18 protein-coding genes are annotated in these 19,568 nt (G+C 68.9%); 9 read left to right on the top strand and 9 right to left on the bottom strand.

Translation table 11 applies throughout. From position 1 onward, the window contains the following. The first annotated feature begins 18 nt into the window (after positions 1-18). Positions 19-219, top strand: coding sequence for a DUF2716 domain-containing protein (locus HT134_RS48145; protein WP_175602879.1), 201 nt, complete (start codon positions 19-21; stop codon positions 217-219). A gap of 341 nt (positions 220-560) precedes the next feature. Here the strand turns inward: HT134_RS48145 and HT134_RS24970 are convergent, their stop codons facing one another. Both HT134_RS24970 and HT134_RS24965 read right to left on the bottom strand, forming a co-directional pair. Continuing rightward, the gene (locus HT134_RS24970; protein ID WP_175602878.1) at positions 561-920 is read right to left on the bottom strand and encodes a hypothetical protein; all 360 of its coding nucleotides are present in this window, start codon (positions 918-920) and stop codon (positions 561-563) included. A 228-nt stretch (positions 921-1,148) separates the two neighbouring features. Then, positions 1,149-2,033 (bottom strand): tetratricopeptide repeat protein, encoded by an 885-nt coding sequence (locus HT134_RS24965; RefSeq protein WP_175602877.1) that lies wholly within the window; start codon positions 2,031-2,033, stop codon positions 1,149-1,151. A gap of 179 nt (positions 2,034-2,212) precedes the next feature. On the opposite strand from HT134_RS24965, the gene HT134_RS24960 reads away from it, so the two are divergent. After that, positions 2,213-2,593: a hypothetical protein gene (locus HT134_RS24960; RefSeq protein ID WP_175602876.1), complete on the top strand. Its 381-nt coding sequence runs from the start codon at positions 2,213-2,215 to the stop codon at positions 2,591-2,593. A 79-nt stretch (positions 2,594-2,672) separates the two neighbouring features. Here the strand turns inward: HT134_RS24960 and HT134_RS24955 are convergent, their stop codons facing one another. After that, positions 2,673-3,080, bottom strand: a complete 408-nt coding sequence (locus tag HT134_RS24955) for a hypothetical protein (protein WP_175602875.1) — start codon at positions 3,078-3,080, stop codon at positions 2,673-2,675. 294 nt (positions 3,081-3,374) lie between these two features. Between HT134_RS24955 and HT134_RS24950 the strand changes: the two genes are divergently transcribed. The 5 genes from HT134_RS24950 to HT134_RS24930 all read left to right on the top strand — a co-directional run bounded on the left by HT134_RS24950 (position 3,375) and on the right by HT134_RS24930 (position 8,871). Further along, on the top strand, positions 3,375-4,868 hold the full coding sequence (locus tag HT134_RS24950) for a dihydrolipoyl dehydrogenase family protein (protein ID WP_175602874.1): 1,494 nt from the start codon (positions 3,375-3,377) through the stop codon (positions 4,866-4,868). 120 nt (positions 4,869-4,988) lie between these two features. After that, complete coding sequence (locus HT134_RS24945) at positions 4,989-5,522, top strand: hypothetical protein (RefSeq protein ID WP_175602873.1); 534 nt, start codon at positions 4,989-4,991, stop codon at positions 5,520-5,522. 31 nt (positions 5,523-5,553) lie between these two features. Next, positions 5,554-6,573: a hypothetical protein gene (locus tag HT134_RS24940; RefSeq protein WP_175602872.1), complete on the top strand. Its 1,020-nt coding sequence runs from the start codon at positions 5,554-5,556 to the stop codon at positions 6,571-6,573. 22 nt (positions 6,574-6,595) lie between these two features. After that, positions 6,596-7,933 (top strand): Dyp-type peroxidase, encoded by a 1,338-nt coding sequence (locus tag HT134_RS24935; protein ID WP_175602871.1) that lies wholly within the window; start codon positions 6,596-6,598, stop codon positions 7,931-7,933. A gap of 53 nt (positions 7,934-7,986) precedes the next feature. Beyond that, positions 7,987-8,871 carry a bile acid:sodium symporter family protein gene (locus tag HT134_RS24930; RefSeq protein WP_175602870.1) on the top strand — a complete coding sequence of 295 codons (885 nt, stop codon included), beginning with the start codon at positions 7,987-7,989 and terminating at the stop codon, positions 8,869-8,871. 129 nt (positions 8,872-9,000) lie between these two features. Here HT134_RS24930 and HT134_RS45940 read toward each other — a convergent pair whose 3' ends face one another. The 6 genes from HT134_RS45940 to HT134_RS24900 form a co-directional block, all read right to left on the bottom strand. After that, on the bottom strand, positions 9,001-9,822 hold the full coding sequence (locus tag HT134_RS45940) for a carbohydrate ABC transporter permease (protein ID WP_217708314.1): 822 nt from the start codon (positions 9,820-9,822) through the stop codon (positions 9,001-9,003). Further along, positions 9,819-10,718 carry a carbohydrate ABC transporter permease gene (locus HT134_RS24920; RefSeq protein WP_175602869.1) on the bottom strand — a complete coding sequence of 300 codons (900 nt, stop codon included), beginning with the start codon at positions 10,716-10,718 and terminating at the stop codon, positions 9,819-9,821. Before HT134_RS24920 ends, HT134_RS45940 begins: the two co-directional genes overlap by 4 nt. A 7-nt stretch (positions 10,719-10,725) precedes the next feature. Then, positions 10,726-12,042 (bottom strand): ABC transporter substrate-binding protein, encoded by a 1,317-nt coding sequence (locus tag HT134_RS24915; RefSeq protein ID WP_175602868.1) that lies wholly within the window; start codon positions 12,040-12,042, stop codon positions 10,726-10,728. Between the two features lie 43 nt (positions 12,043-12,085). Continuing rightward, positions 12,086-14,209, bottom strand: coding sequence for a glycoside hydrolase family 36 protein (locus HT134_RS24910; RefSeq protein ID WP_217708313.1), 2,124 nt, complete (start codon positions 14,207-14,209; stop codon positions 12,086-12,088). Between the two features lie 111 nt (positions 14,210-14,320). Next, complete coding sequence (locus HT134_RS24905) at positions 14,321-15,334, bottom strand: LacI family DNA-binding transcriptional regulator (RefSeq protein ID WP_217708312.1); 1,014 nt, start codon at positions 15,332-15,334, stop codon at positions 14,321-14,323. Positions 15,335-15,756: 422 nt separating this feature from the next. Next, positions 15,757-17,901: a helix-turn-helix transcriptional regulator gene (locus HT134_RS24900; RefSeq protein ID WP_175602867.1), complete on the bottom strand. Its 2,145-nt coding sequence runs from the start codon at positions 17,899-17,901 to the stop codon at positions 15,757-15,759. A 66-nt stretch (positions 17,902-17,967) separates the two neighbouring features. Here HT134_RS24900 and HT134_RS24895 point away from each other — a divergent pair, with 66 nt between their 5' ends. Beyond that, the gene (locus HT134_RS24895) at positions 17,968-19,035 is read left to right on the top strand and encodes an alkene reductase (RefSeq protein ID WP_175602866.1); all 1,068 of its coding nucleotides are present in this window, start codon (positions 17,968-17,970) and stop codon (positions 19,033-19,035) included. 1 nt (position 19,036) lies between these two features. Next, complete coding sequence (locus tag HT134_RS24890; protein WP_175602865.1) at positions 19,037-19,468, top strand: hemerythrin domain-containing protein; 432 nt, start codon at positions 19,037-19,039, stop codon at positions 19,466-19,468. Positions 19,469-19,568: the final 100 nt, after the last annotated feature.

Here is a 19,568-nt window from a genome sequence, read left to right as displayed (position 1 = left end):
CGGACCTGACAGCCCTGTATGTGTCGAACCCTCGCCCCGGCCGAGTGGCGCTCCTCAGGGGTCGTCACGAAGCTGCCCCTGCCGTGCTCGGTACGGATCAAGCCGTCAGAACGCCTGCTCGTACTCGACTGGCAGCACCCCAGTTGGTGGTTCCGGCTCCACCGCCACGCCCTCGCCGACACCCCCGGCCGGCCCGTCGAGATCTTCCCCCCACGGTGACCACCACGTCTTCCTGTCCGAGGACGCGACCAACGGCACCTCACCTCATGGATGACGGGTCAACCGGGCCGCTCCTGGCATCTGCCTACGTCGAACAGCGCCGAGGACGTTCGCCGACTTTTCGCTGACTCCGTGTCCGCCCTTTGGGCGGATGCTCCGCCACCGATCGAGATCACTGATCACCGGCATAGCCTCTGACCAGCGCCCGGTTCCGAAGCTGGAACCGAGCCTTTGACCTTGTGGGGTGTTCACGAGCGGGCCAAGATCGATCTCCGAGATCGGCATGATCGCTTCCCAGATTGGACGGGGCGCTGGTCTCGGCGCAGCAGGCTCGACCGCGGCTACGGGGTTCGAAGTCGATTTTCCTGGGGGTCGAAGTAGTGCAGGCCGAGTTGGGCTGCAACGTGGACTGCGTACGCTGAGGTCTCCTCCGCGCGGCTCCACGCCATCGGGACGTAGACGTAGGGGCCCGCGGCCCCCATGATCAGCGGAGATGCCGCCCATGGGACATCATCCTCATCCACCTCGCCGTCCTCTGGCCAGCGCCGCAGGAGCCGCTGCACGAATTCCACGATCAGAGGTGTCGGCGGAACCTTCACCTCTGCCTCGAGGTATTGGTCGTACAGGGTGGCATGCATCTCTCCGGCCTCTCGATCGTTTGCGGGACGCTCGCCCTCCCAGACTGCAAGGTCATAGCTCATGCGGAGATGATGTCATTTCGAAACGAATCACACCGAGAAGGCTGAAGGTGCCAGCACCTTCGTACATGACCCATAAACCCCAGCACCCCGCTTCCCGCAGATCCCGCCCTGCCGGGCTCAAGAACGCCGCCTCATGGGGTGTTTGCGAGTAGGTTCGATCTGGCTGGAGCGAGCGCCGTAAAGATCGTTTCTCATGCCGAGATGATCTCGCATGTGGAAACAACGTTGCTACTTCAGCGCCTGAAGTGTCCGCTCCTGAGCCAGCGCGCTGATCAGCAGGCGTTCCTTGGCATTGCCGAGCAGCCGGCGGGTCCACGTGGTGAAGCCGCCGTCCCCGACCTCAAGGCCGCCGAGCCGCAGCTTGAAACAGGCGGCGACATAGTAGCCGCGCCCGCTCTCGCGGGAGTTGTCCAGACCGATCGACGCATTCGGATAACGCTCGGCCAGTGGACCTATCACCTGTTCGTCCAGGTCTTTTTTCCGTGGCCCGTCCGGGAGCTCCGTCAACTCGACGCGCAGTCCCTCGACGAGGCGGAGATAGGCGTCAAGATGCTCTGCCAGCGCAGCGAGCTCAAAGCACTTGGAGCCGCGGTCTCGCCCCGCCGTTGCCAGCGCCAGCAGACGAAAATGCGGCAACGCTCCAGGCTGGTCAAACATCTGCGCGCGTACGACGCGATGAGATGCAGCCAGACGGACCACTTCCTGGGTGCGCCGCCGCACGGCGGCCTCCAGGGCGAGCACGTTGGTCGGGTCGGCCACCACTTCACCGTTACGCGCAGTTGTCACCACGTTGTTCTGGTTCACGGTGGCCACGGTGGAGACCGTGCCGAGGGGGCACACCGGAGACAGTTCCACGGCGGTGAAGCCCAACTCCGCCAGGACAGTGAATGCCCGCAGGTCGAAGGCCGTAAGTGCCCTCGGATCAGACGCGGGCATAACGGAGAACCGGTCTTGTTGGTAGCGGCGTAGGACTTGCGCCGGCTGCAGGTTGTCGGCCCGCCGCCGGTAAACGCTCAGCAAGACCGACTGGAGGTCCGACGGGGGGAGCGCAGCGAGAATGTCGACCAGGCCTGAGACGCCAGCGTCCCGGTCAATGCGTTCGAACATGCCCACGGTCACATGATGTCAGCAGTGGATCTAGACAGACGTGCGGGATTGCGCCTGCGACCGCAGGAAGCGGCCTGTATTGAGCGGGTTCGCGAGTGCGATGTGGGGCGGTCCATGAGGTGTTCCCTTCGCTGGATGTCGCCGCCCTGCGTAACGGCAGGTTGTTCTGCCGCCATGGGTGGGGTGTGACCCTTGACGCAGAAACCTCGGCCACGATCATCGGCTACCGGCCGCAGAACGCTCCGCCGGAATGGGACCGAATCTGCGGGCACGTGCGCATGCTGGTCGCCGGCAGCATCGACCGCTCCCACCGGGGCGGAAGCGTGGCTGCGGCACGAGACAATCGATGTGTTCGTCCTGACCGGCTGTACCGACCGAACACCGGGCTGGGCGCCGACCTATCGGTCCTGGCTGCGGCACATGCGCGCCACGCTGACCTGGCTGGAACGCGGCGAACAGGCCCCGCCGTCGATGAAAGCCCCCAAGAAGGTCAGCCCGCCATACTCGCCGGCTTCCAGCACGGCCGCCTGCGCGGCTGGGCCGAACATCTGTCCGGCCAGGCCTGAGGCGACGCGTTGGCGTTGATGGCGCTCGCCTTCGGTTGCGGTCTGACCTCTGGCGAGGTGGCGCCCTCCTCGGGACGGATCAGTCGCCGTCCATCGCCTTCCCCTGCCGCTGACGAATACGGCGGATGCGCCTCCGGCCGGCTCCAGGATCGTCGATGCCCTCCCTCACCCGACGCTCGATACGCCCCTGCAAGATCTCGCCAAGGGGTGCGTCACGCAACTTCCTCCAGCGCTTGGGCCGCCTGACGTATAGACGCACTTCGACGGCTCCGCTCGACTGCTCGTCGGCGGCGCCCCGGGCGGCTTCGAGAAGCTGGTGATCACGATGGCGGTTGGCCCGATGAGGCATCCGCTTGTTGCGCCGGATGTTCTTGCGGGAACTCTTGTCGTTCTCGCCATAGATGTTGCGATGATCTTTTGCGTAGCTCAGCCGCTTCTTCTCCTGCGGAGTCTTCCTGCGCTTCCCCAGGGGCGCGTTCCGGCTCATGATTCCTTCTCCGGTCGTCATCCAGGGATCAACGGTGCCAGGCATTCCCTCAGGTCAGCAAGGCGTTATCGTCCACGCCCAGCCTGAACGCCCAATGCGCTGCCTGATGATCTCCCCAGAGGTGGCTCCCGAGGGGCGACGATCATGCTGCTTCTGTCTCCAGCGGTCCCCCGACGTCCGCAGGTCAGTCACTCACCACCCGGTCGGCGTCGCCGTCCGCAGCGCCATGTTCGTAAGCCACGACCGGGCTCGATGCCGCCTGTAGTCGACCGATTACAGTGGATGGACAGAGCGGTGGACGGTCTCGGCCGCGTCGGCCCGTGCCCTGGGCCGCGTGGCCGCCTGCCACCTTCCGCTTCGACCACAGGACTCGACATGACCGATGTCCTCGTCATCGGCGCCGGACCGGCAGGTGTCTTCGCCGCGCATCGCGCCGCGGACCTCGGCGCTCGTACCACTCTGGTGACTCGCGAGCAGTTCGGTGGGATGGCGGCCAACGACGGCCCTGTACCCGTCCGTACCCTCGCGCATGCGGCCCGTCTGATGCGGGAGGCCCGGCAACTCGGCCGGTACGGCATCACCACCGACGACGTCCGGCTGGACTATCCGCGGCTTCTCGACCGCGTGCGCGAGGTCGTTCACGACATCGGGACCCATACGGCTCTGCGCGCCCGCGTCGACGGCATGGGGGTGGCGGTCCACGAGCATGCGGGCACTGCGCGCTTCGTCGATCCGCACACGGTCGAGACCAGCCACGGGCTGCGGTTCCGGGGCGAGAACGTCATCCTGTGCACCGGGGGTGTCAGCCGGCCACTCGCCGTCCCGGGCGCCGAGCTGACCCATACCCACAGCGACGCCTGGTCGCTGCGCGAGATCCCTCCGTCCATGCTCGTGATCGGCGGTGGCGCGACAGGGGTGCAGGTGGCCTCCGTCTTCGCCGCCTTCGGTTCGCGTGTCCAGCTTGTCGAAGCCGGACCTCGCATCCTTCCGTCGGAGGACGAAGACGTGTCCGCGGTCGTGGCGGAGGCCTTCCGTGAGCGCGGCATGGTGATCATCGACCACCTGGACGCCGTCGAGTCCTTCGAGAAGACACCGGACGGCGTGCGCATGCGTTTCTCGCGGAACGGGGAAGCCGGCAGCGCCGAGGCGGCCATGGCCGTTGTGGCGATCGGCTGGTCCGCGGACACCGCGGGGCTGAACCTGCCGGCGGCGGGTGTCGAGACCGACGAGCGTGGTTTCGTGCGCGTCGACGCCTACCAGCGGACGTCCGTGCCGCACGTCTTCGCCGCGGGCGACGTCACCGGCCGGCTCATGCTGGTTCCGCAGGCGGCTCAGTCCGGATTCGTGGCGGCGACCAACGCGGTACGAGGTCCGGAACTCCCCCTGTGGGACCAGATCAGCCCCGTCGGCAGTTTCACTGACCCCGAGTACGCGCAGGTGGGACTGACGGAGATGAAGGCCCGCCGAGAACACGACGTGGTCGTGACCAGCGTCCGCTTCGACGCGGCCGCACGCCCCGTCATCGACGGCCGGACCGTCGGGTTCTGCAAGCTCATCGTCGACCGGACGAGTCATCGCATCCTCGGCTGCCATGTCGTGGGAGAGCGTGCCGTGGAGACCACCCAGGTGGCCGCCGTGGCGATGACGGCTCAGCTGCGGGTCCAGGACCTCGCCCGGATCCCCCTCTCCTTTCCCACTTACGCCGCCGTCGTGGGCCGGGCCGCCTACATCGCCACCCGCCGCCTGGGGCTGGACGCGGCCGGACCTCGGTACGAGCTGCCCTGTTGAAGCCGTCCGACTGCGGTGACCTGCGGTTTCGGCTGCCACTCAGCGCCGCGTTGTGGGAGAATTACCGCAGTCAGGCGGCTTCAGTCCCCCCCGCGAGCAGGACGAGGGAGAGGGACAAGTATGGAGATCAGGCCGCAGGCGGTCGTCATCCCGAAGGAGACCGACCACCTGGAGCAGGGCAAGTACGGTCCTGTCTATCCGCGGACCCCGGCCTGCTACGGGTTCACCATCATCGCCGACGTCAAACCCGGCCGCGCCGAGGCCATCCGCGGCTACGGCTACACGCTCGCCAAGGCCCTGGAAAGCGATCCGCATCTTCTCGCGCCGCTCAAGCTTCACTACCTGCGCTGGGTGCTGTTCGACGACGACAAGCGTTTCATGTACCAGGGGATCTTCGACACCGACTTCGACAAGTACACCGAGGATGCCATCGCCCTGTTCACCAGGGCGGGGGTGAACACGGTCTTCGAGAATCTCGAAGGTTTCCCCGAGGACTGGAAGACCAACCCTGAGGCGTTCGTCAGGTTCGTCCGCGAACACCACTGCCCGAGCTTCATCGAGTACGGCGAGTACCCGTACGTCTCCGCCGACGAGATCAAGAAGGCTCTGAAGGTCAAGAGCGCTCTGTCGGAGATGCTCGACCAATTGCAGTGACACCCACTCGCGCCCGCCACAGGGAGATGAGATGAACGAGCCCAGAACCGCGCGCACCTACAACCAGAACCATGTGCCGCGCCCGTACGACCCGGGCCGGCGCCGGTTGAGCATCTACGTGGCCTGGAGCTTCCCCGCCGAGGCGGGCCGGAACCCGGCCGAGCTGGACAACCGGTTCTCCACGATGACCGAGGTGCGGCGCGTGACGTGGCCCGCCTACGAGGACGCGAAGTGGTCGGACCCGCTGCGCTTCCAGCAAGGCATCGCGGGCGGGCTGGAGCTGTTCTTCTGGGGCTGGCTGCCCTTCCAGCAGTTCGTCCAGGAGACCACCGGATACCAGGTCCCCGTGTACCAGCGCGTCGACCAGGCGGGCTTCCACACCCCGTTGGACGAGCGCGTGCTGGCGGACACGGACACCCTGTTCGTGTGGGGACTGGACCACATGATCACCGGTCAGGACGCCACGCCCGCGGAGATCGAGGCGGTGCGGGACTTCCTCACCCGCGAGGGGACCTGCCTGGCCCTGGGACCGCATCACGACGTCGGCGCATCGGACGACATGACTGTCCGCAACATGGAATATCACCATCACGGCGACGCGCTGGTCCCCCGCCAGCAACGTTTCGGCAGGTACACCCGATCGCTGATGGAGGGTCTGGGGATCCCCGTCGAGAACCGCTACGGGCTGCGGCCCGCCGTGACGGACGGGAACAAGAGCGCACCCCTGTCCATCGCCAGGGACCTGGACACCAAGGGGTGGCTGGAAGGCGTGTCCAGCTTCAACTTCCACATGCACCTGCCGCACTACGCCGTGACCACCGACGACCCGGACGTCATCCACGTACTGGGCAGGCAGCCCATCGACATGTCCAGACCGCCGCATCCGTTCACCGAGGCCGGCAACACCGAGTTCAACATGTTCCTGTGGATGCCGCCCGCCGGCGACCGGGCGGGGGACGTCATCTTCGCCGACACCACGATCTTCAGCTCGCTGTTCGGCGTGGACGAGAGCCTGCGCACCTTCTGGCACAACCTCGTCTCGGCGAAGTAGCACGGCGGGAAGGCGGGTTCCGGTGAGTGAGCACACCCAGGCCCAGGTCAAGCTCGACCTCGACGACATCCAGCGCGGCGTTCTCAGCCCCAGGCCGACACCGTACGCGGCGACCTACATCCTGTTCCGCATCGACGACCGCGAGCACGGACGGGAGCTGATGCGCCGGGTGAGCGCCGTGGTGACCTCGGCCGCCGACACTGTCAGCCCGTTGGGTGAGACCTGGGTCAGCGTCGCGCTCACCTACCAGGGGCTCAAGGCGCTCGGCGTCCCTCACGAGTCATTGGCCACCTTCGCCTGGGAGTTCCGGCAGGGCATGGCGGCACGGGCTGCCGCCCTGAGCGACATCGGTGAGAGCAGCCCCGAGAACTGGGAGCCGCCGCTCGGCACGCCGGACGTGCACGTGGTACTGGTGGCGCTCGCACCCGACAGCGCGCGGCTGGAAGCCGCCATCGACCGCGCCCGGTCCGCCTACGACGCGCTGACCGGTGTGACGGCGATCTGGCGGCAGAACTGCCACGCGCTGCCCACCGAGACCGAACCCTTCGGCTACCGCGACGGCATCAGCCATCCCGCCGTCGAGGGCAGCGGCATCGCCGGATCCAACCGGCTGGAGGCCCCGCTCAAGGCCGGCGAGTTCGTGCTCGGATACCCCGACGAGCTCGGCGGCGTCCAGACCCCTCAGCCGGACGTACTGGGACGCAACGGCACCTACGTGGCCTTCCGCAAGCTCCACCAGCGCGTCGGCGCCTTCCGGCGCTACCTGAGGGACAACGCCACCGACCCCGAGGACGAGGAACTGCTGGCAGCGAAGATCATGGGGCGCTGGCGCAGCGGCGCACCCCTGGCCCTCAGCCCATCGCACGACGATCCCGGCCTCGACGCCGACCCGTACCGCAACAGCTTCCTCTATCAGCAGGAGGACCCGGCGGGATTCATCACTCCCGGCGGCAGTCACATCCGCCGGGGCAACCCCCGGGACGCGGCGGTGGCGGGCGTGCCGAGGCTGCACCGGATGATCAGGCGCGGCACCGTCTACGGCCCGCCGCTGCCCGAAGGCGTCCTCGAAGACGACGGAGCCGACCGCGGGCTGATGTTCGCCTTCATCGGAGCGCACCTGGGGCGGCAGTTCGAGTTCGTCCAGTCCGAATGGATGAACGACGGCGTCTTCTTCGGCTCAGGCGACGCGAAGGACCCGATCCTCGGATCCCACGAGGGCTCCGGCGACTTCATCGTTCCCCGGCGGCCGGTACGGCGACGCCTGTGCTCGCTGCCGCGGTTCGTCGTCACGCGCGGCGGCGAATACTGCTTCATGCCAGGTCTCACCGCACTGCGCTGGCTCGGCGACCTCTCCGACTGACCATGGCGACTGACCATGGCGACGCTGCTCTGGCACGATGACCGGAGATCCACATGGACACGCTCCACCTGCTGTTCAACGCCGTCACCGTCATCTTCATAGCGGCCACCATGCTCACCGCCGGCCTCGGCGCGACGCTGCCGGCGCTGCTGGCCGTCCTCGGGAACCTTCCGCTGCTCCTGCTGGTACTGCTGGCCAACCTGGTGGTGATCCCGCTTCTGGGCTGGGGCGCCGCCGCGCTGTTCGGCTTGCCCACGGCAGCGTTCGTCGCGCTCCTCCTGGTCGCGTCCTCGCCCGGCGGGCCGTTCGGGGCGAAACTCGCCATGGTCCAACAGGGGGACGTGGTCGCGGGTGCGGCGATGCAGGCGCTGCTGGCCGCGATCGGCAGCATCACCTTCGGCCCGACGGCGAACGTCATGCTCGAAGCCGCGAACGTCGGCGGCGGGATCTCCCTCGATGTCGCGACCCTGATGCTGACCGTGGCGGTCCTCCAACTCGTACCGTTCGCCGTCGGACTGATCGTGCGCCAGTTCGCTCCGTCCACCGCGCAGTCATGGCATCCCGTGGCCGGCGCGGTGTCCAACGTGACGTTCCTCGTCGTGCTGGTGGGCATGCTCGCCGGCAACTGGCGTGACGTCGTCGCGTTGGTCGGCTCGCTCAGCCTGCTCGCGGGCTTCGTCTTCGCCGTCGCCGCATTCGCTCTCGGCACGTTCCTGGCCACCGGGCCATGGGGACGCCGCAGCACCATGGGCGGCGTCGCGGCCGTGCGCAACGTGGGACCGGCGCTCGCCGCCGTCGGCATCGCCTTCGGCAACCAGCCGGCCGTCCTGGGAGCACTGGCGGCCGTCCTGCTGAGCGGCCTGGCAGGCAGCATCCTCATCGCGGCGGCACTGAGCCGCCATCGCACGGCTGAACGCCGTCGGCAGGAGAACGCGTGAACAGAGCAGGGAGCGGGGGCCCGATGGCGCCCAGGCCGCCTTACGCGATCAAGCGGCGATCTTGTTGTGGCGGGCGGTGGGCGTAGATCTGGGCCGGCAACGGGCAGCCCGACCAGCAGCGGACCACCGTCACTTGACGGCTCCTCCAGTGATGCCGGAGATGATCCGTCTTTGGGCGATGACGAAGACGACGACCAGCGGCAGGCTCATGAGCACGACGTAGGCGAAAACGAGGTTCCAGTTGTTCTGGTACAGGTTGCTGCTCGCCACCGAGTACAGGTTCAGCGGGAGCGTCGAGTACGTCCCGCCGCCGAGCACGAAGAAGGCGTAGAAGACGTCGTTCCAGATGTAGAGGCAGATGAAGATCGTGGCGGTCGCGATGACCGGGCGCAGCAGCGGCAGCACGACCTTGATGAAGATGCCGAGCGGCCGTGCGCCGTCCATGCGGGCCGCTTCCTCCACCTCGACCGGTATGGTCCGCACGAAACCGGTGACGAAGAAGATCACCAGCGACATGTACATCCCCATGTAGACCAGCATCATCCCGATCGGTGTGCTGGCCAGGTGGAGTTGCCGTAGCAGCAGCACGATCGTGACGACGGCGGGCGGCAGGATGATCCCGCTGATCGCGGCCGCGTAGAGCACGGCCATGGCGCGCCCCGCCCGCCGGGCGAGCACCCAGGAGGCCAGCGAGCCGAAGATCAGCACCCCGGCCACGGACGGCACCATCACCAGCAGGCTGCCGAACAGCCCCCACACCACGCGGCCCTGCGTGAACGCCTGGGAGTAGTTCTCCCACAGGTGCCACACCCGCGGGAGCGACAGGTCGGGCAGGTTCGCCTCACCCTGCGACTTGGCCGAGGTCACCAGGGCCAGCCACAGCGGGATCCCGATGACCACGGCGGCCAGGACGAGGACGACGGCCGGGTGGACGAAGCGAGAGATCCTCACAGGACGCGCTCCCTCTTGCGCAGGTATCCGATGACGGGGAAGGCCAGCAGGGTGACCAGGAGGAGGAGCGCGAGGCTCATCGTGGTCGCCTGGGCGAACAGGCCGTTGCCGTAGACGCGGAAGATGTAGATGTCGAGCACCTCGGTCTGCTGGGCGGGCCCTCCCCCGGTGGTGGCCAGGATCGTGTCGAACCCGTTGAAGGAGCCCAGCAGCGCGGTCGCGACGTTGAAGGTCACAGCGGGGGCGATCAGCGGGAACCTGACCGACCGGAAGGTCCTCCACCTGCCGGCCCCGTCGATCCTGGCCGCCTCCAGCACGTCGGCGGGGATCGTCTTGAGACCGGCGAGGAAGATCACCATCGCCAGCCCCATCCACTTCCAGGAGTTCACGAAGGCCACCGTCACCACCGTCCAGGTGGTGCTGCCGAGCCACGGGATCGTCACGTCCTGGCCGGCGAGCGCGCCGAGGAAGCCGTTGACCGGACCGTCGGGCTTGAGGAGCGCCTGGAAGGTGTACCCCACCGCCAGAGCCGACATCAGCACCGGGATGAAGAAGACGACCCTGGCGAACCGGTTGATCCGGGTGTCGCGCTCCAGCAGCAGGGCGAGCCCGAGCCCGAACCCGGTCTGCATGATCGCGACCAGGAAGGCGTAGACGATGGTGATCCGCAGCGACGACAGCAGGGCGCCGTTGGACAGCACGGCCTCGACGTTCGCCAGCCCCACCGGGCGGATGTCGTTGTGGAAGGCCGACCAGTCGGTGAACGCATAGACGAAGTTGAATACGGTCGGCAGGAAGAAGAAGACGGCCAGCACGGCGAACGCCGGGGCCAGGAACCAGCTCGGGTACAGCACCGCTCGCCGCGGCGGGCGACCGGTCGAGAGAGAGGAGATCATGCGGCCGTCAGAAGCCCTTGATCCCAAGTGCCTGCGCGAGCTGGGCGAACTGGGACTGCGTCGTGGAGGTCACCTGTTCGGGGGTCATGGTTCCGTTGACCATGTTCGCCAGGTTCACGTAGAAGTCCGGGTTCACCGCCGCGTTCTGCTGCATCGAACCGGCCGCGTCGTCCAGCGCGGCCGTGGCCTGCTTCACGACCTCCGGCACCCCGTCAGGAGCCGGTACGGCGGGCTCGATCGACACGGTGCCCGCCGACTTCACGTACTCGGGGTAGTAGGTCTCCAGCCAGAACCGCAGGAACTGCCGGGCGCCCGCCTCCCGCTTGGCATCTCCGCTCTTGAAGGCGACCAGCGCGTTGTCGCCGCCGGGCACCGACGTGGCGAGGTTGCCGTCCTTGGAGATGGGGAACCAGCCGATCTCCCGGTCGATGGTCGCCGTGTCCGCCGTCGACTGCATCAGCGACGCGAACGAGGTGAGCTGCAGCACCATCGCCGCCTTGCCCTTGAGCAGGGCCGGGCCCGACTCGGTGTACTTGGAGGTCTTGTCGTCCTTGTTGAACAGACCCTGCTTCACCATGTCCTGGAACTGCTCGACGGCGCCGAGGATCGTCGGATCGGTGAACTTCTCCTTGTTCTGGCTGACCCGCTCCCACAGGCCGCTCTTCGACGCCTCGGCCAGCAGGACCTGCGGCCACCACTGGGTCGGCCACTGATCGCCGGCTGCGCCGAAGAACGGCGCCACCCCCGTCGCCTTGATCTTCTGAGCGTCGGCAAGCAACTCCTGGAAGTTCGTCGGTGTGTCCGTGATGCCCGCCTTCTGGAACACGGCCTTGTTGTAGAAGATCCCGAGGACCGAGGGAACGTTGACGAAGGCCGCGTAGTGGCGGCCGTCGACCAGGCCCAGTTTCTGGATGGCCGGCGTCTGCTTGGCCAGCCACGGCGCGCCGTCCAGGCTCTGCAGGTCGGTGGCGGGCTTGAGGAGCGCGAGCATGCTGCCGGTCGGCTGCCAGGTGGCCAGATCCGGCTTGGCGCCCGTGGCCAGCTTGGTCGGCGCGTTGGTCTCGTAGACGTCGGGGATGACGACCTTGTTGACCTTCGCTCCGGTCTTGGCCTCGAACGCCTTGATGACGTCGTCGGCCATCGAGGCGGTCTGCGTCGACATCCACAGGGTGAGCGTCACCCCCTGCAGGGACGCGCCCGGGTCGGGCCACGCGGTCGCTGCGGCTGGAGCGGAGGACGTCTCGGGGTTGCCCGCAGAACAGCCGGCCAGCAACAGCGCGCCGCACATGACGGCAGCCGTACGGGAAAGACCTCGCGTCTTCATGATTCTCCTCGGTTGGGGGGTGTGAGCGTTAACACTGAAGGGTTCAATCTGTCGGCTGGAGGCGGAGCAGGCGTGCGGTCGCTCCGGGTACGGCGGGGCGGAGCGTGAGCCGCGCGGCGGGGGCCTCCCAGCGCTGCTGCCAGCTGGGCAGTGCAGCCGGGTATTCGGTCTCCACGCGGAGGCCGCGCCCGCGCAGGCCGGGCAGGTCGAGCTGGATGTCGTGCGGCCCGCCGTCTCGCTGCCACACGGCCAGGAGCACCGTCTCGCCGGTGCGCAGGCCCAGCGCGACCACGTCGTCGGACCACGCGGGCAGCCCCAGCGGCCAGAACGGCTCGGCCGCGGCGATCTCGGCCCTGATGCGCTTGTGCACTGCCACCCCGTCCGCGACGAGCTCGCGCTCGGCGGGGCTCATCCCGTCGAGGTGACCGGAAAGGTAGAGCCGCCCCGCCAGGCCGTTGACCATGGTGAAGGCCAGCTCCTCCGCGGGCATCCCGGGCTGCGGGTAGGCCCAGTTGCCCGCCTGCTCGGGGAGCACCGAGGCGGGCGCGGAGGCCGCGATGGCGGCGTAGAGGCGAGAATCCTGCTGATCCGAGGTCGACTGCAGCTGGAGGCGGGACAGCAGGGCGTAGTCGGCCCGCATCGCGCCCGAGGCGCAGTTCTCGAAGATCACCTCCGGGTGCCGGTCGAGCAGGTCGTCGAGCCATTCCAGATGGGCGCGGTTGAGTGCGAGCAGTCCCTCGCCCGGCTGGAGCGCGTCCCTGTCGGTGCCCGGTCCCGGGGTGACGTTGTAGTCGAGCTTGAAGTATCCGGCTCCGTAGCCGTGTACCAGCCGGTCGATCACCTCGTCCAGGTGCTTCCTGGCCGAGGAGTGGCGCAAGTCGAGGAAGTACCTGCCGTGCTCGACGACGCGCTCGCCGTTCCGGCTCAGAAACGCCTCGTCGGGCAGCAGCGCGGCGACCGGGCTGCGCACGCCGACGACCTCCGGCTCCAGCCACAGGCCGGGGCGCATGCCCCTGGCCCTGACGTGGTCGAAGACCCGGGCGAGCCCGCCGTCGGGGAAGCGGCCGGCCGAGGAGCGCCACTCACCCACGCTGTCCCACCAGTTCCCGCCGTCGTCGTACCAGCCCGCGTCGACGCAGAAGTACTCCGCGCCTGCCTCGGCGGCGGCGTCGACGAGCGGCAGCAGGCGCTCGGTGGTCGGGTCTCCCATCAGGGTGTTCATGTAGTCGTTGAAGACGACTGGCAGCGCGTCCCCCGCGGAATGCGCGCGGCGGATCGCCCTGCGCTGCCGGGTGAGGGCGGCCAGCGCTCCCTGGTGGCCCTCGTCGGACACGGCGACGGACACGGGAACGGTGACGAACCGCTCGCCCGGGGCCAGACGGGTGCTCCACTGGTGGTCGAGGTCCGTGGGACCGCTCAGTACGAGGGCGACGGCGTTGGCCCCGCCGCGGCGGCGGTCCACTTCCCAGCGCCAGGCGCCGTTGTGCTCGATCTGCCAGCCCCAGGCCCGGCCGGTGCGGGCGTCGGCCAGGACGCCGGTCGGCAGGTACTCGCCCGAGGACCAGGTGCTCTTGCTCACCGTGACGAGCGCGCCCCGACCGTCGTGCCCGTGCAGTTCGCTGTTGATGTCCGCCAGCCCGTCCGGACCCGACAACGGGATGCCCGCCCACCTGCCCTCGGCGCACCAGTCAGTACGCGCCCGCCACAGGACCAGGTCGCCGTCGTCCGGCGTCTCGGCCAGCGCGCCGGAGGCGAAGGACGAGACCATCTGCAGCACGCGGGGAAGCGGCCCGGTGTTGGTGACCTCGGTCCAGGTCTGGACGGCCGGGACGTCCGTCCTGGCGCGGAAGACGCTGGTGGCCTCCAGTCCGGTCATCTCGTCACGCTGCCTCACGCGCAGCTCGCGCCAGTCGCCGTCCGCGCGCTCGACGGCGTCCGCGAAGCGGAGCCGCGATCCCGCGGCGGTGTCGCTGAACCGGGTGTTGGACAGCGCCCGGCCCTCCCCCAGAACCATCAGCTCGACCAGCGGCTGCACCCGGGAGAGGAGCACCTCGCCCGGTGCGGGTGACGCGGTCCCGAGCCTCGCGATGCGGATCGGAGCGTCCTCGGGTCGATCGAGGACCAGCTCCAGGGAGCCGGGACGCCACTGGATGGTTCTGCTCGTCATCACGTTCCTTAAGCCGGACATATAGTGCGGTTCAGTCATGAAAGCGTTTATCAAGGAAGGCCGCAAGGGTGCCAGGGGAAATGCTCTGATAACGCTTTCGAAACGTGAGCCTCAGCGGGCGGGGGGAGCCGCGCTCTTGCGCATGACGAGGCGCGGGGTTGAGTGCGGCGCCTCGACGGGCACGCCGGCCAGCCGACCGAGCAGGAAGTCGACCGCCATGCGTCCCAGTTCGGCGAAGTCCTGGCGCATCGTGGTCAGCGACGGCGTCCAGATCTCCGCCAGCGGGTGGTCGTCGAAGCCGACGACGCTGACGTCCTCGGGGACCCGGAGTCCCTCGTCCTGGAACGCCTTGATCACGCCGAAGGCGATCTCATCGTTCCCGCACAGCACCGCGGTCACGTCGCCGCGCCTGGCGAGGTACGCACCGGCCTGGAGGCCCGAGCGAGGGGTCTCGTCGCTCTCCACGATCTCCGGAACCGGAGCTCCCGCCGCCTCCAGGGCCTCCCGCCAGCCCAGCAGCCGCCCGCTCGGCCTGCCGGACGCCGGTATCCCCACGTGGTGCACGGTGCGATGGCCCAGGCCGAGCAGGTAGTTGGTCGCGTCACGGGCGCCCGCGTGGTCGTCGAACAGGGCCCGCGGGACGCTCCTCCCCTGCCCTGCGGAGGAGACCGCCGCCACGGGGATCGTCTCGGGCAGGGCGGCCAGCGCCCGGCTGCCCTGGATGTCGAACTCGAGCACGATCACCCCGGCGAGCGGCTGGCCGAGCGCGAGGTCCACGGCGACCCGCGCCGACTCCTCGTCGTCGCCGTCCAGCAGCGTGAGGGCGACCACCAGGCCGACCGCGCGGGCGGCCTCCTCGATCCCGCGAATCGCGCTGGCGTAGCCGTACCTGGTGGTGTCGCTGGTCAGCACGCTGATGATCGAGCGTTTGCCGGTCGCCAGGGCACGCGCCGCGGCGTTGGGACGGTATCCCAGCTCCTGGATCGCGCGCAGGACCTGCCTGCGCTTATCGGCGCTCACCGGCGCGGACCCGCTCAGCACCCGAGACACCGTGGGGACGGACACGCCGGCCGCCCTCGCCACGTCCGCGAGGACGGGAGGACGGGTGTGCGAGCGGCGGGTCACATCGGTAAGCGTACATACCAGGAGGTGAAGGCTTAGACGGGCGGCTCCTGCGGCGTCCGAAGAGGCCCTGACGATCACCCGGGAGGTCGAACAGGACTGAACGACCCTGCCTCCCGTACGGGTGATCAGCCTCACCACCGGCATCCGCACCGAGGAGACCCGCACATCGCGGCGCACGCTGGAACTGCCCAAGCCGGCGGCTGAGGCTCTCAGGCAGCACCACGTGAGCCAAGCCGCACAGAATCACCGAGGGAGCCCAGACCGTGAACACCGTCCTCGGCGACAGCCGACACGGGTGGAGAATCCGACTGAGATCGCTTCCCGCCTGCCGAATGATCGCTTCCCGTAGGTCGGACGCCGGTAGCACCGTCGATGTGCTTGCGTGCTGGGTCGGACAGCACGCAAGCTGCACCTCTTTCTGCTCAAGAACTTCGCCGGGAGATCTTCCGGCGAAGATCTTGGCGCGAGTTGACGCCGAGCTTGGGGTAGGCGCGGTAGAGGTGGTATTCAACCGTGCGGGTGCTGAGGAAGAGCTGCGCAGCGATCTCGCGGTTGCTGACACCTGCTGCGGCCAGCCGGACGATCCGGCGCTCCTGCGGAGTCAGCCCACCGAGCGGGTCCTCGTCCGGCGAGACGGCGGTCATGGCCGGCGCTCCTGCCGCGCGCAGTTCACCGCGGGCACGCTCGGCCCACGGCGTGGCGCCGAGGCGGGCGAACTGTTCCGCGGCCAACTGCAGGGGCTGCCTCGAGTCGGCCTTGCGTCCCGCTCGTCGCAACCACTGGCCGAACAGCAGCGCCGTCCGTGCCCGCTCGAACGGTCGGCCTGCCCCTTCGTGCAGGTGGACGGCTCTCGCCAGGAGCTCCCCCGCCTCCTCCGCGGGGGACACCAGAGCGCGGGCACGAAGCGCGACAGCCTGGGCCCAGGGCCGGCCTCCAGCCCGGGCCCAGGCAGTGAGCCGGTCCAGCGGTTCGGCGGCGAGTTCCGGCCGGCCCGCCCGGACCGCGGCCTCCACCAGGTCGGCGGCGACCGTCATGGCCTCGGGCCGTGCCCGCCAGGCCGCCTGCAGGTGTGGGAGCGCCTCCTCGTAGCGGCCCCGCCCCAGCGCCAGTAGCCCCGGCTGTCCCGAGGCGTCTCCCTGGATGGCGGCGATCTCCGCCAGCAGCTCGGCGGACGGCTCGCTCCCACCAGTGGCGCCGGCGATCTCGGCCGCCTCGTCGAGGGCGGCCCGGGCCTCGCCGTACTGGCCGGCCGCGATCTGGGCCTGTGCGAGCAGGCCCAGGATGCCGGGCAACTCGCCCAGCGTGCCGCGCTCGCGCAGCTGGTCGATCTGGTTGGTCGCCAGGGCCAGGGCGGCCTGCTCGTCTCCGGCGAGCAGGGCGTCGCGGACGCTGGCGCGCCCGGCCAAGCGCGGCAACGCGCGCTCGTAGTCGTCGGAGCGCAGCAAGTTCCTCGCCGCCTCGCTGCTGCGCCGGGTCCGCTCCGCCGGAACCGGGCTGATCTGCGCCGCGTGGTCGAGCATGCAGGCCGCGAGTGCCGGATCGGCGCGCCGTGCAAGATCTTCCAGCTCGGCCGCGACCTGCTCGTCGGGGGTGAGCGTGGCAGCGGTGAGGTGTCCGAGGCGGCGGATCGGATCCGCGCTCATCTCCGCCAGCACGCGATGAACCCGCAGCCGGTCGGTCAGCGGGACCAGGTAGTAGGCCGCGCTGCGCTCCAAGGGATGGCGGAAAGCGAGCCGTATCCCGCTCACCCTCAGCGCCCCTTCGGCTCCGGCCAGGTCGCGTTCCGACAAGCCGAGCGCCGCCGCGGCGGACATGACGGTCGCCAGGTCGCCGTCCCGCTCGGCGGCGGCCAGGGTCAGCAACAACCGGCTCTCGTACGGCACGGCCGTGGCGAGGCGATGTCCGAACCTGGCCAGCACGGCGTTGCTCGCGGGCAGCACAGACACGGGCAAGACCTGGCCGAGGCGTTGCTCGGCAGTGAGCGCGCGGGCGAACTCCAGCAGCGCCAACGGATTGCCGTCCGCCTCCTGCAGGAGCCTGACTTTCACCTGCGGATTCAGCTCGATGCCGTCCAGCAGGCCCGCCGCGCGCGCCGAGCGATCCACGGCGAGTGCGCGCAGACCGGGCGCGTCGCAACCGTGCTCGGCGGCGAAGATCATGGCGATGCCATCGGCATCCAGCCGTCTCGCGGCAAACAGCAGCGCCTCGGTCGACTGCCGGTCGAGCCGATGCGCGTCGTCGATCACGACCGTCACGGGGGCCAGGCCCGACAGCAGAGTGACGATCGCGAGGCCGACCAGGTACGGGTCTTCCTCCGGCCGGGTCACCAGATCCCGCAGGACGTGCGGCAGTGCCTCGATCCGCGCGAGGCGCAGCAGCCTGTCCAGCGCCGCGTACGGCAGGGCCGCCTCTGCCTCGATCCCGCCGATCCGTATCGTCGCCGGCACGCCGTTCAGCAGCGTGGTCTTGCCGATGCCCGGCTCGCCGTACACGATGACGGCGGTGCTGGCACCGGCTGCCGTACGCTCGGCGACGGCCAGGAGCTCTGCCCTCTCCTCCTCATGCACATCGGTAACGCTATCCAGTGGCGCTACGGAATCGGCCCCAGTAGTCCCGTTCGTAGCGTCGGCGCCATGACGAAGAGCCTTTTCGACAGCGTCACCCTGGGCAAGCTGGACCTGCCCAACCGCCTGGCCATGTCGCCCATGACCCGCAGCCGCGCCTACGACGGCCTGGCCTCCGAGCTGACGGTGGAGTACTACGCCCAGCGCGCGGGCGCTGGATTGATCATCACCGAGGGCATCCAGCCGTCGGTCATCGGCCAGGGTGCCATCAACACACCCGGCCTGCACACCGACGAGCAGGTGGCTTCATGGCGGAAGGTGACCGACGCCGTGCACGATCGTGGCAGCCGTATCTTCGCCCAGCTCTGGCACAGCGGCCGGGTCGCCCATTCCAGCCTCTACCCGGATGGGCGGCTACCCGTGGCCCCGTCGGCCGTGCCCTCCGGCGGCCACATGATCAGCCACACCGGGGAGCAGCTCGACCACCCCACCCCGCACGCGCTGACGCTGCAGGAGATCGCCGAGACGATCGCCGACTTCGTCGCCGCGGCACGCAACGCGATGGCTGCCGGGTTCGACGGGGTCGAGCTGCACGCCGCCAACGGGTACCTGATCCACCAGTTCCTGTCCGACAACGTCAACCTGCGTGACGACGAGTACGGCGAGCGGACCCGCTTCGCCCTCGACGTCACCCACGCGGTGGCCGACGCCATCGGGCCCGAGCGGACCGGCATCCACCTGTCACCGGGCAACCCCTACAACGGCATCGAGGAGCGCGACCCGTCGGCGTTGTACACCTCGCTCCTCGGCGCCCTGCGGCCTGACCTGGCCTACGTCCACCTCCTGGAGATCGGCAACCGGCCCCTGACCGAGCACCTGCGATCGGTCTGGCCGGGTACGCTCATGCTCAATCCGCACACCGGGATCAAGCCCGTAGCGGGGATGTTCGCCTCCGCCGAGGAGGCCGAGGCGGCGCTGCCCGTCGCCGACGTCATCGCCCTCGGCGGACTGTGGCTGGCCAACCCCGACCTGCCCACCCGCATCCGGGCCGGCGGGCCGTACAACGAGCCGGACCCCGAAACCTTCTACGGCGGCGATCGTCGCGGCTACACCGACTACCCGCCGCTGGCCCGCTGACGTGGCCGACGACCTCCAGCGCGCCCTCGCCGTGGGCAACGAGCTGATCGCCGTCCACGCCCGCTTCCGCGGCCAGCTCGCCACCTTGCGTGCCCAGGCCGCCGGCCACCCGCCGCAGCTGGACATGGACCTCAAAACCCACTGCCTCACCTTCTGCGAAGCCCTCCACGAGCATCACCAGGGTGAGGACCACATCGGCTTTCCCCTGCTCGAACAGCACTTCCCCACGCTGCGGCCCGTTCTGGAGAAGCTGAGAGATGAGCATGTCGTAGTGGCACGCATCTACCGCGACCTGACCGAGGCCCTCAGGCGGGACGATCTCCGGCAGCTCCGGGCCGATCTCGACCGTCTGACCGCTGAGCTGGAAAGCCACTTCGACTACGAGGAGGAGCAGCTTGTGGCCGCGCTCAACCAACTGCCAGGTCCGCCTTGACGTGACGCGGGAATCCCTGAAACGACGAAATCCCGCCTGATCTCGACGATCAGACGGGATCCCGTTGGGGCGCTGAGGGTATGTCGAAGATCGCTTCCCG

This window comes from Nonomuraea rhodomycinica (assembly GCF_013363995.1).
In the GTDB taxonomy this organism is placed as follows: domain Bacteria; phylum Actinomycetota; class Actinomycetes; order Streptosporangiales; family Streptosporangiaceae; genus Nonomuraea; species Nonomuraea rhodomycinica.
Note: the sequence above shows the minus strand (reverse complement) of the source record. Positions and strands in the feature narration are given on the sequence as shown.

What these genes read in the sequence shown, in the direction of transcription:
- HT134_RS24970 (WP_175602878.1), bottom strand. Translation starts at nt 920, where the DNA reads ATGAGCTATGACCTTGCAGTCTGGGAGGGCGAGCGTCCCGCAAACGAT.
- HT134_RS24940 (WP_175602872.1), top strand. Translation starts at nt 5,554, where the DNA reads ATGAACGAGCCCAGAACCGCGCGCACCTACAACCAGAACCATGTGCCG.
- HT134_RS24920 (WP_175602869.1), bottom strand. Translation starts at nt 10,718, where the DNA reads ATGATCTCCTCTCTCTCGACCGGTCGCCCGCCGCGGCGAGCGGTGCTG.
- HT134_RS24930 (WP_175602870.1), top strand. Translation starts at nt 7,987, where the DNA reads ATGGACACGCTCCACCTGCTGTTCAACGCCGTCACCGTCATCTTCATA.
- HT134_RS24910 (WP_217708313.1), bottom strand. Translation starts at nt 14,209, where the DNA reads ATGACGAGCAGAACCATCCAGTGGCGTCCCGGCTCCCTGGAGCTGGTC.
- HT134_RS24945 (WP_175602873.1), top strand. Translation starts at nt 4,989, where the DNA reads ATGGAGATCAGGCCGCAGGCGGTCGTCATCCCGAAGGAGACCGACCAC.
- HT134_RS24955 (WP_175602875.1), bottom strand. Translation starts at nt 3,080, where the DNA reads ATGAGCCGGAACGCGCCCCTGGGGAAGCGCAGGAAGACTCCGCAGGAG.
- HT134_RS48145 (WP_175602879.1), top strand. Translation starts at nt 19, where the DNA reads ATGTGTCGAACCCTCGCCCCGGCCGAGTGGCGCTCCTCAGGGGTCGTC.
- HT134_RS24915 (WP_175602868.1), bottom strand. Translation starts at nt 12,042, where the DNA reads ATGAAGACGCGAGGTCTTTCCCGTACGGCTGCCGTCATGTGCGGCGCG.
- HT134_RS24895 (WP_175602866.1), top strand. Translation starts at nt 17,968, where the DNA reads ATGACGAAGAGCCTTTTCGACAGCGTCACCCTGGGCAAGCTGGACCTG.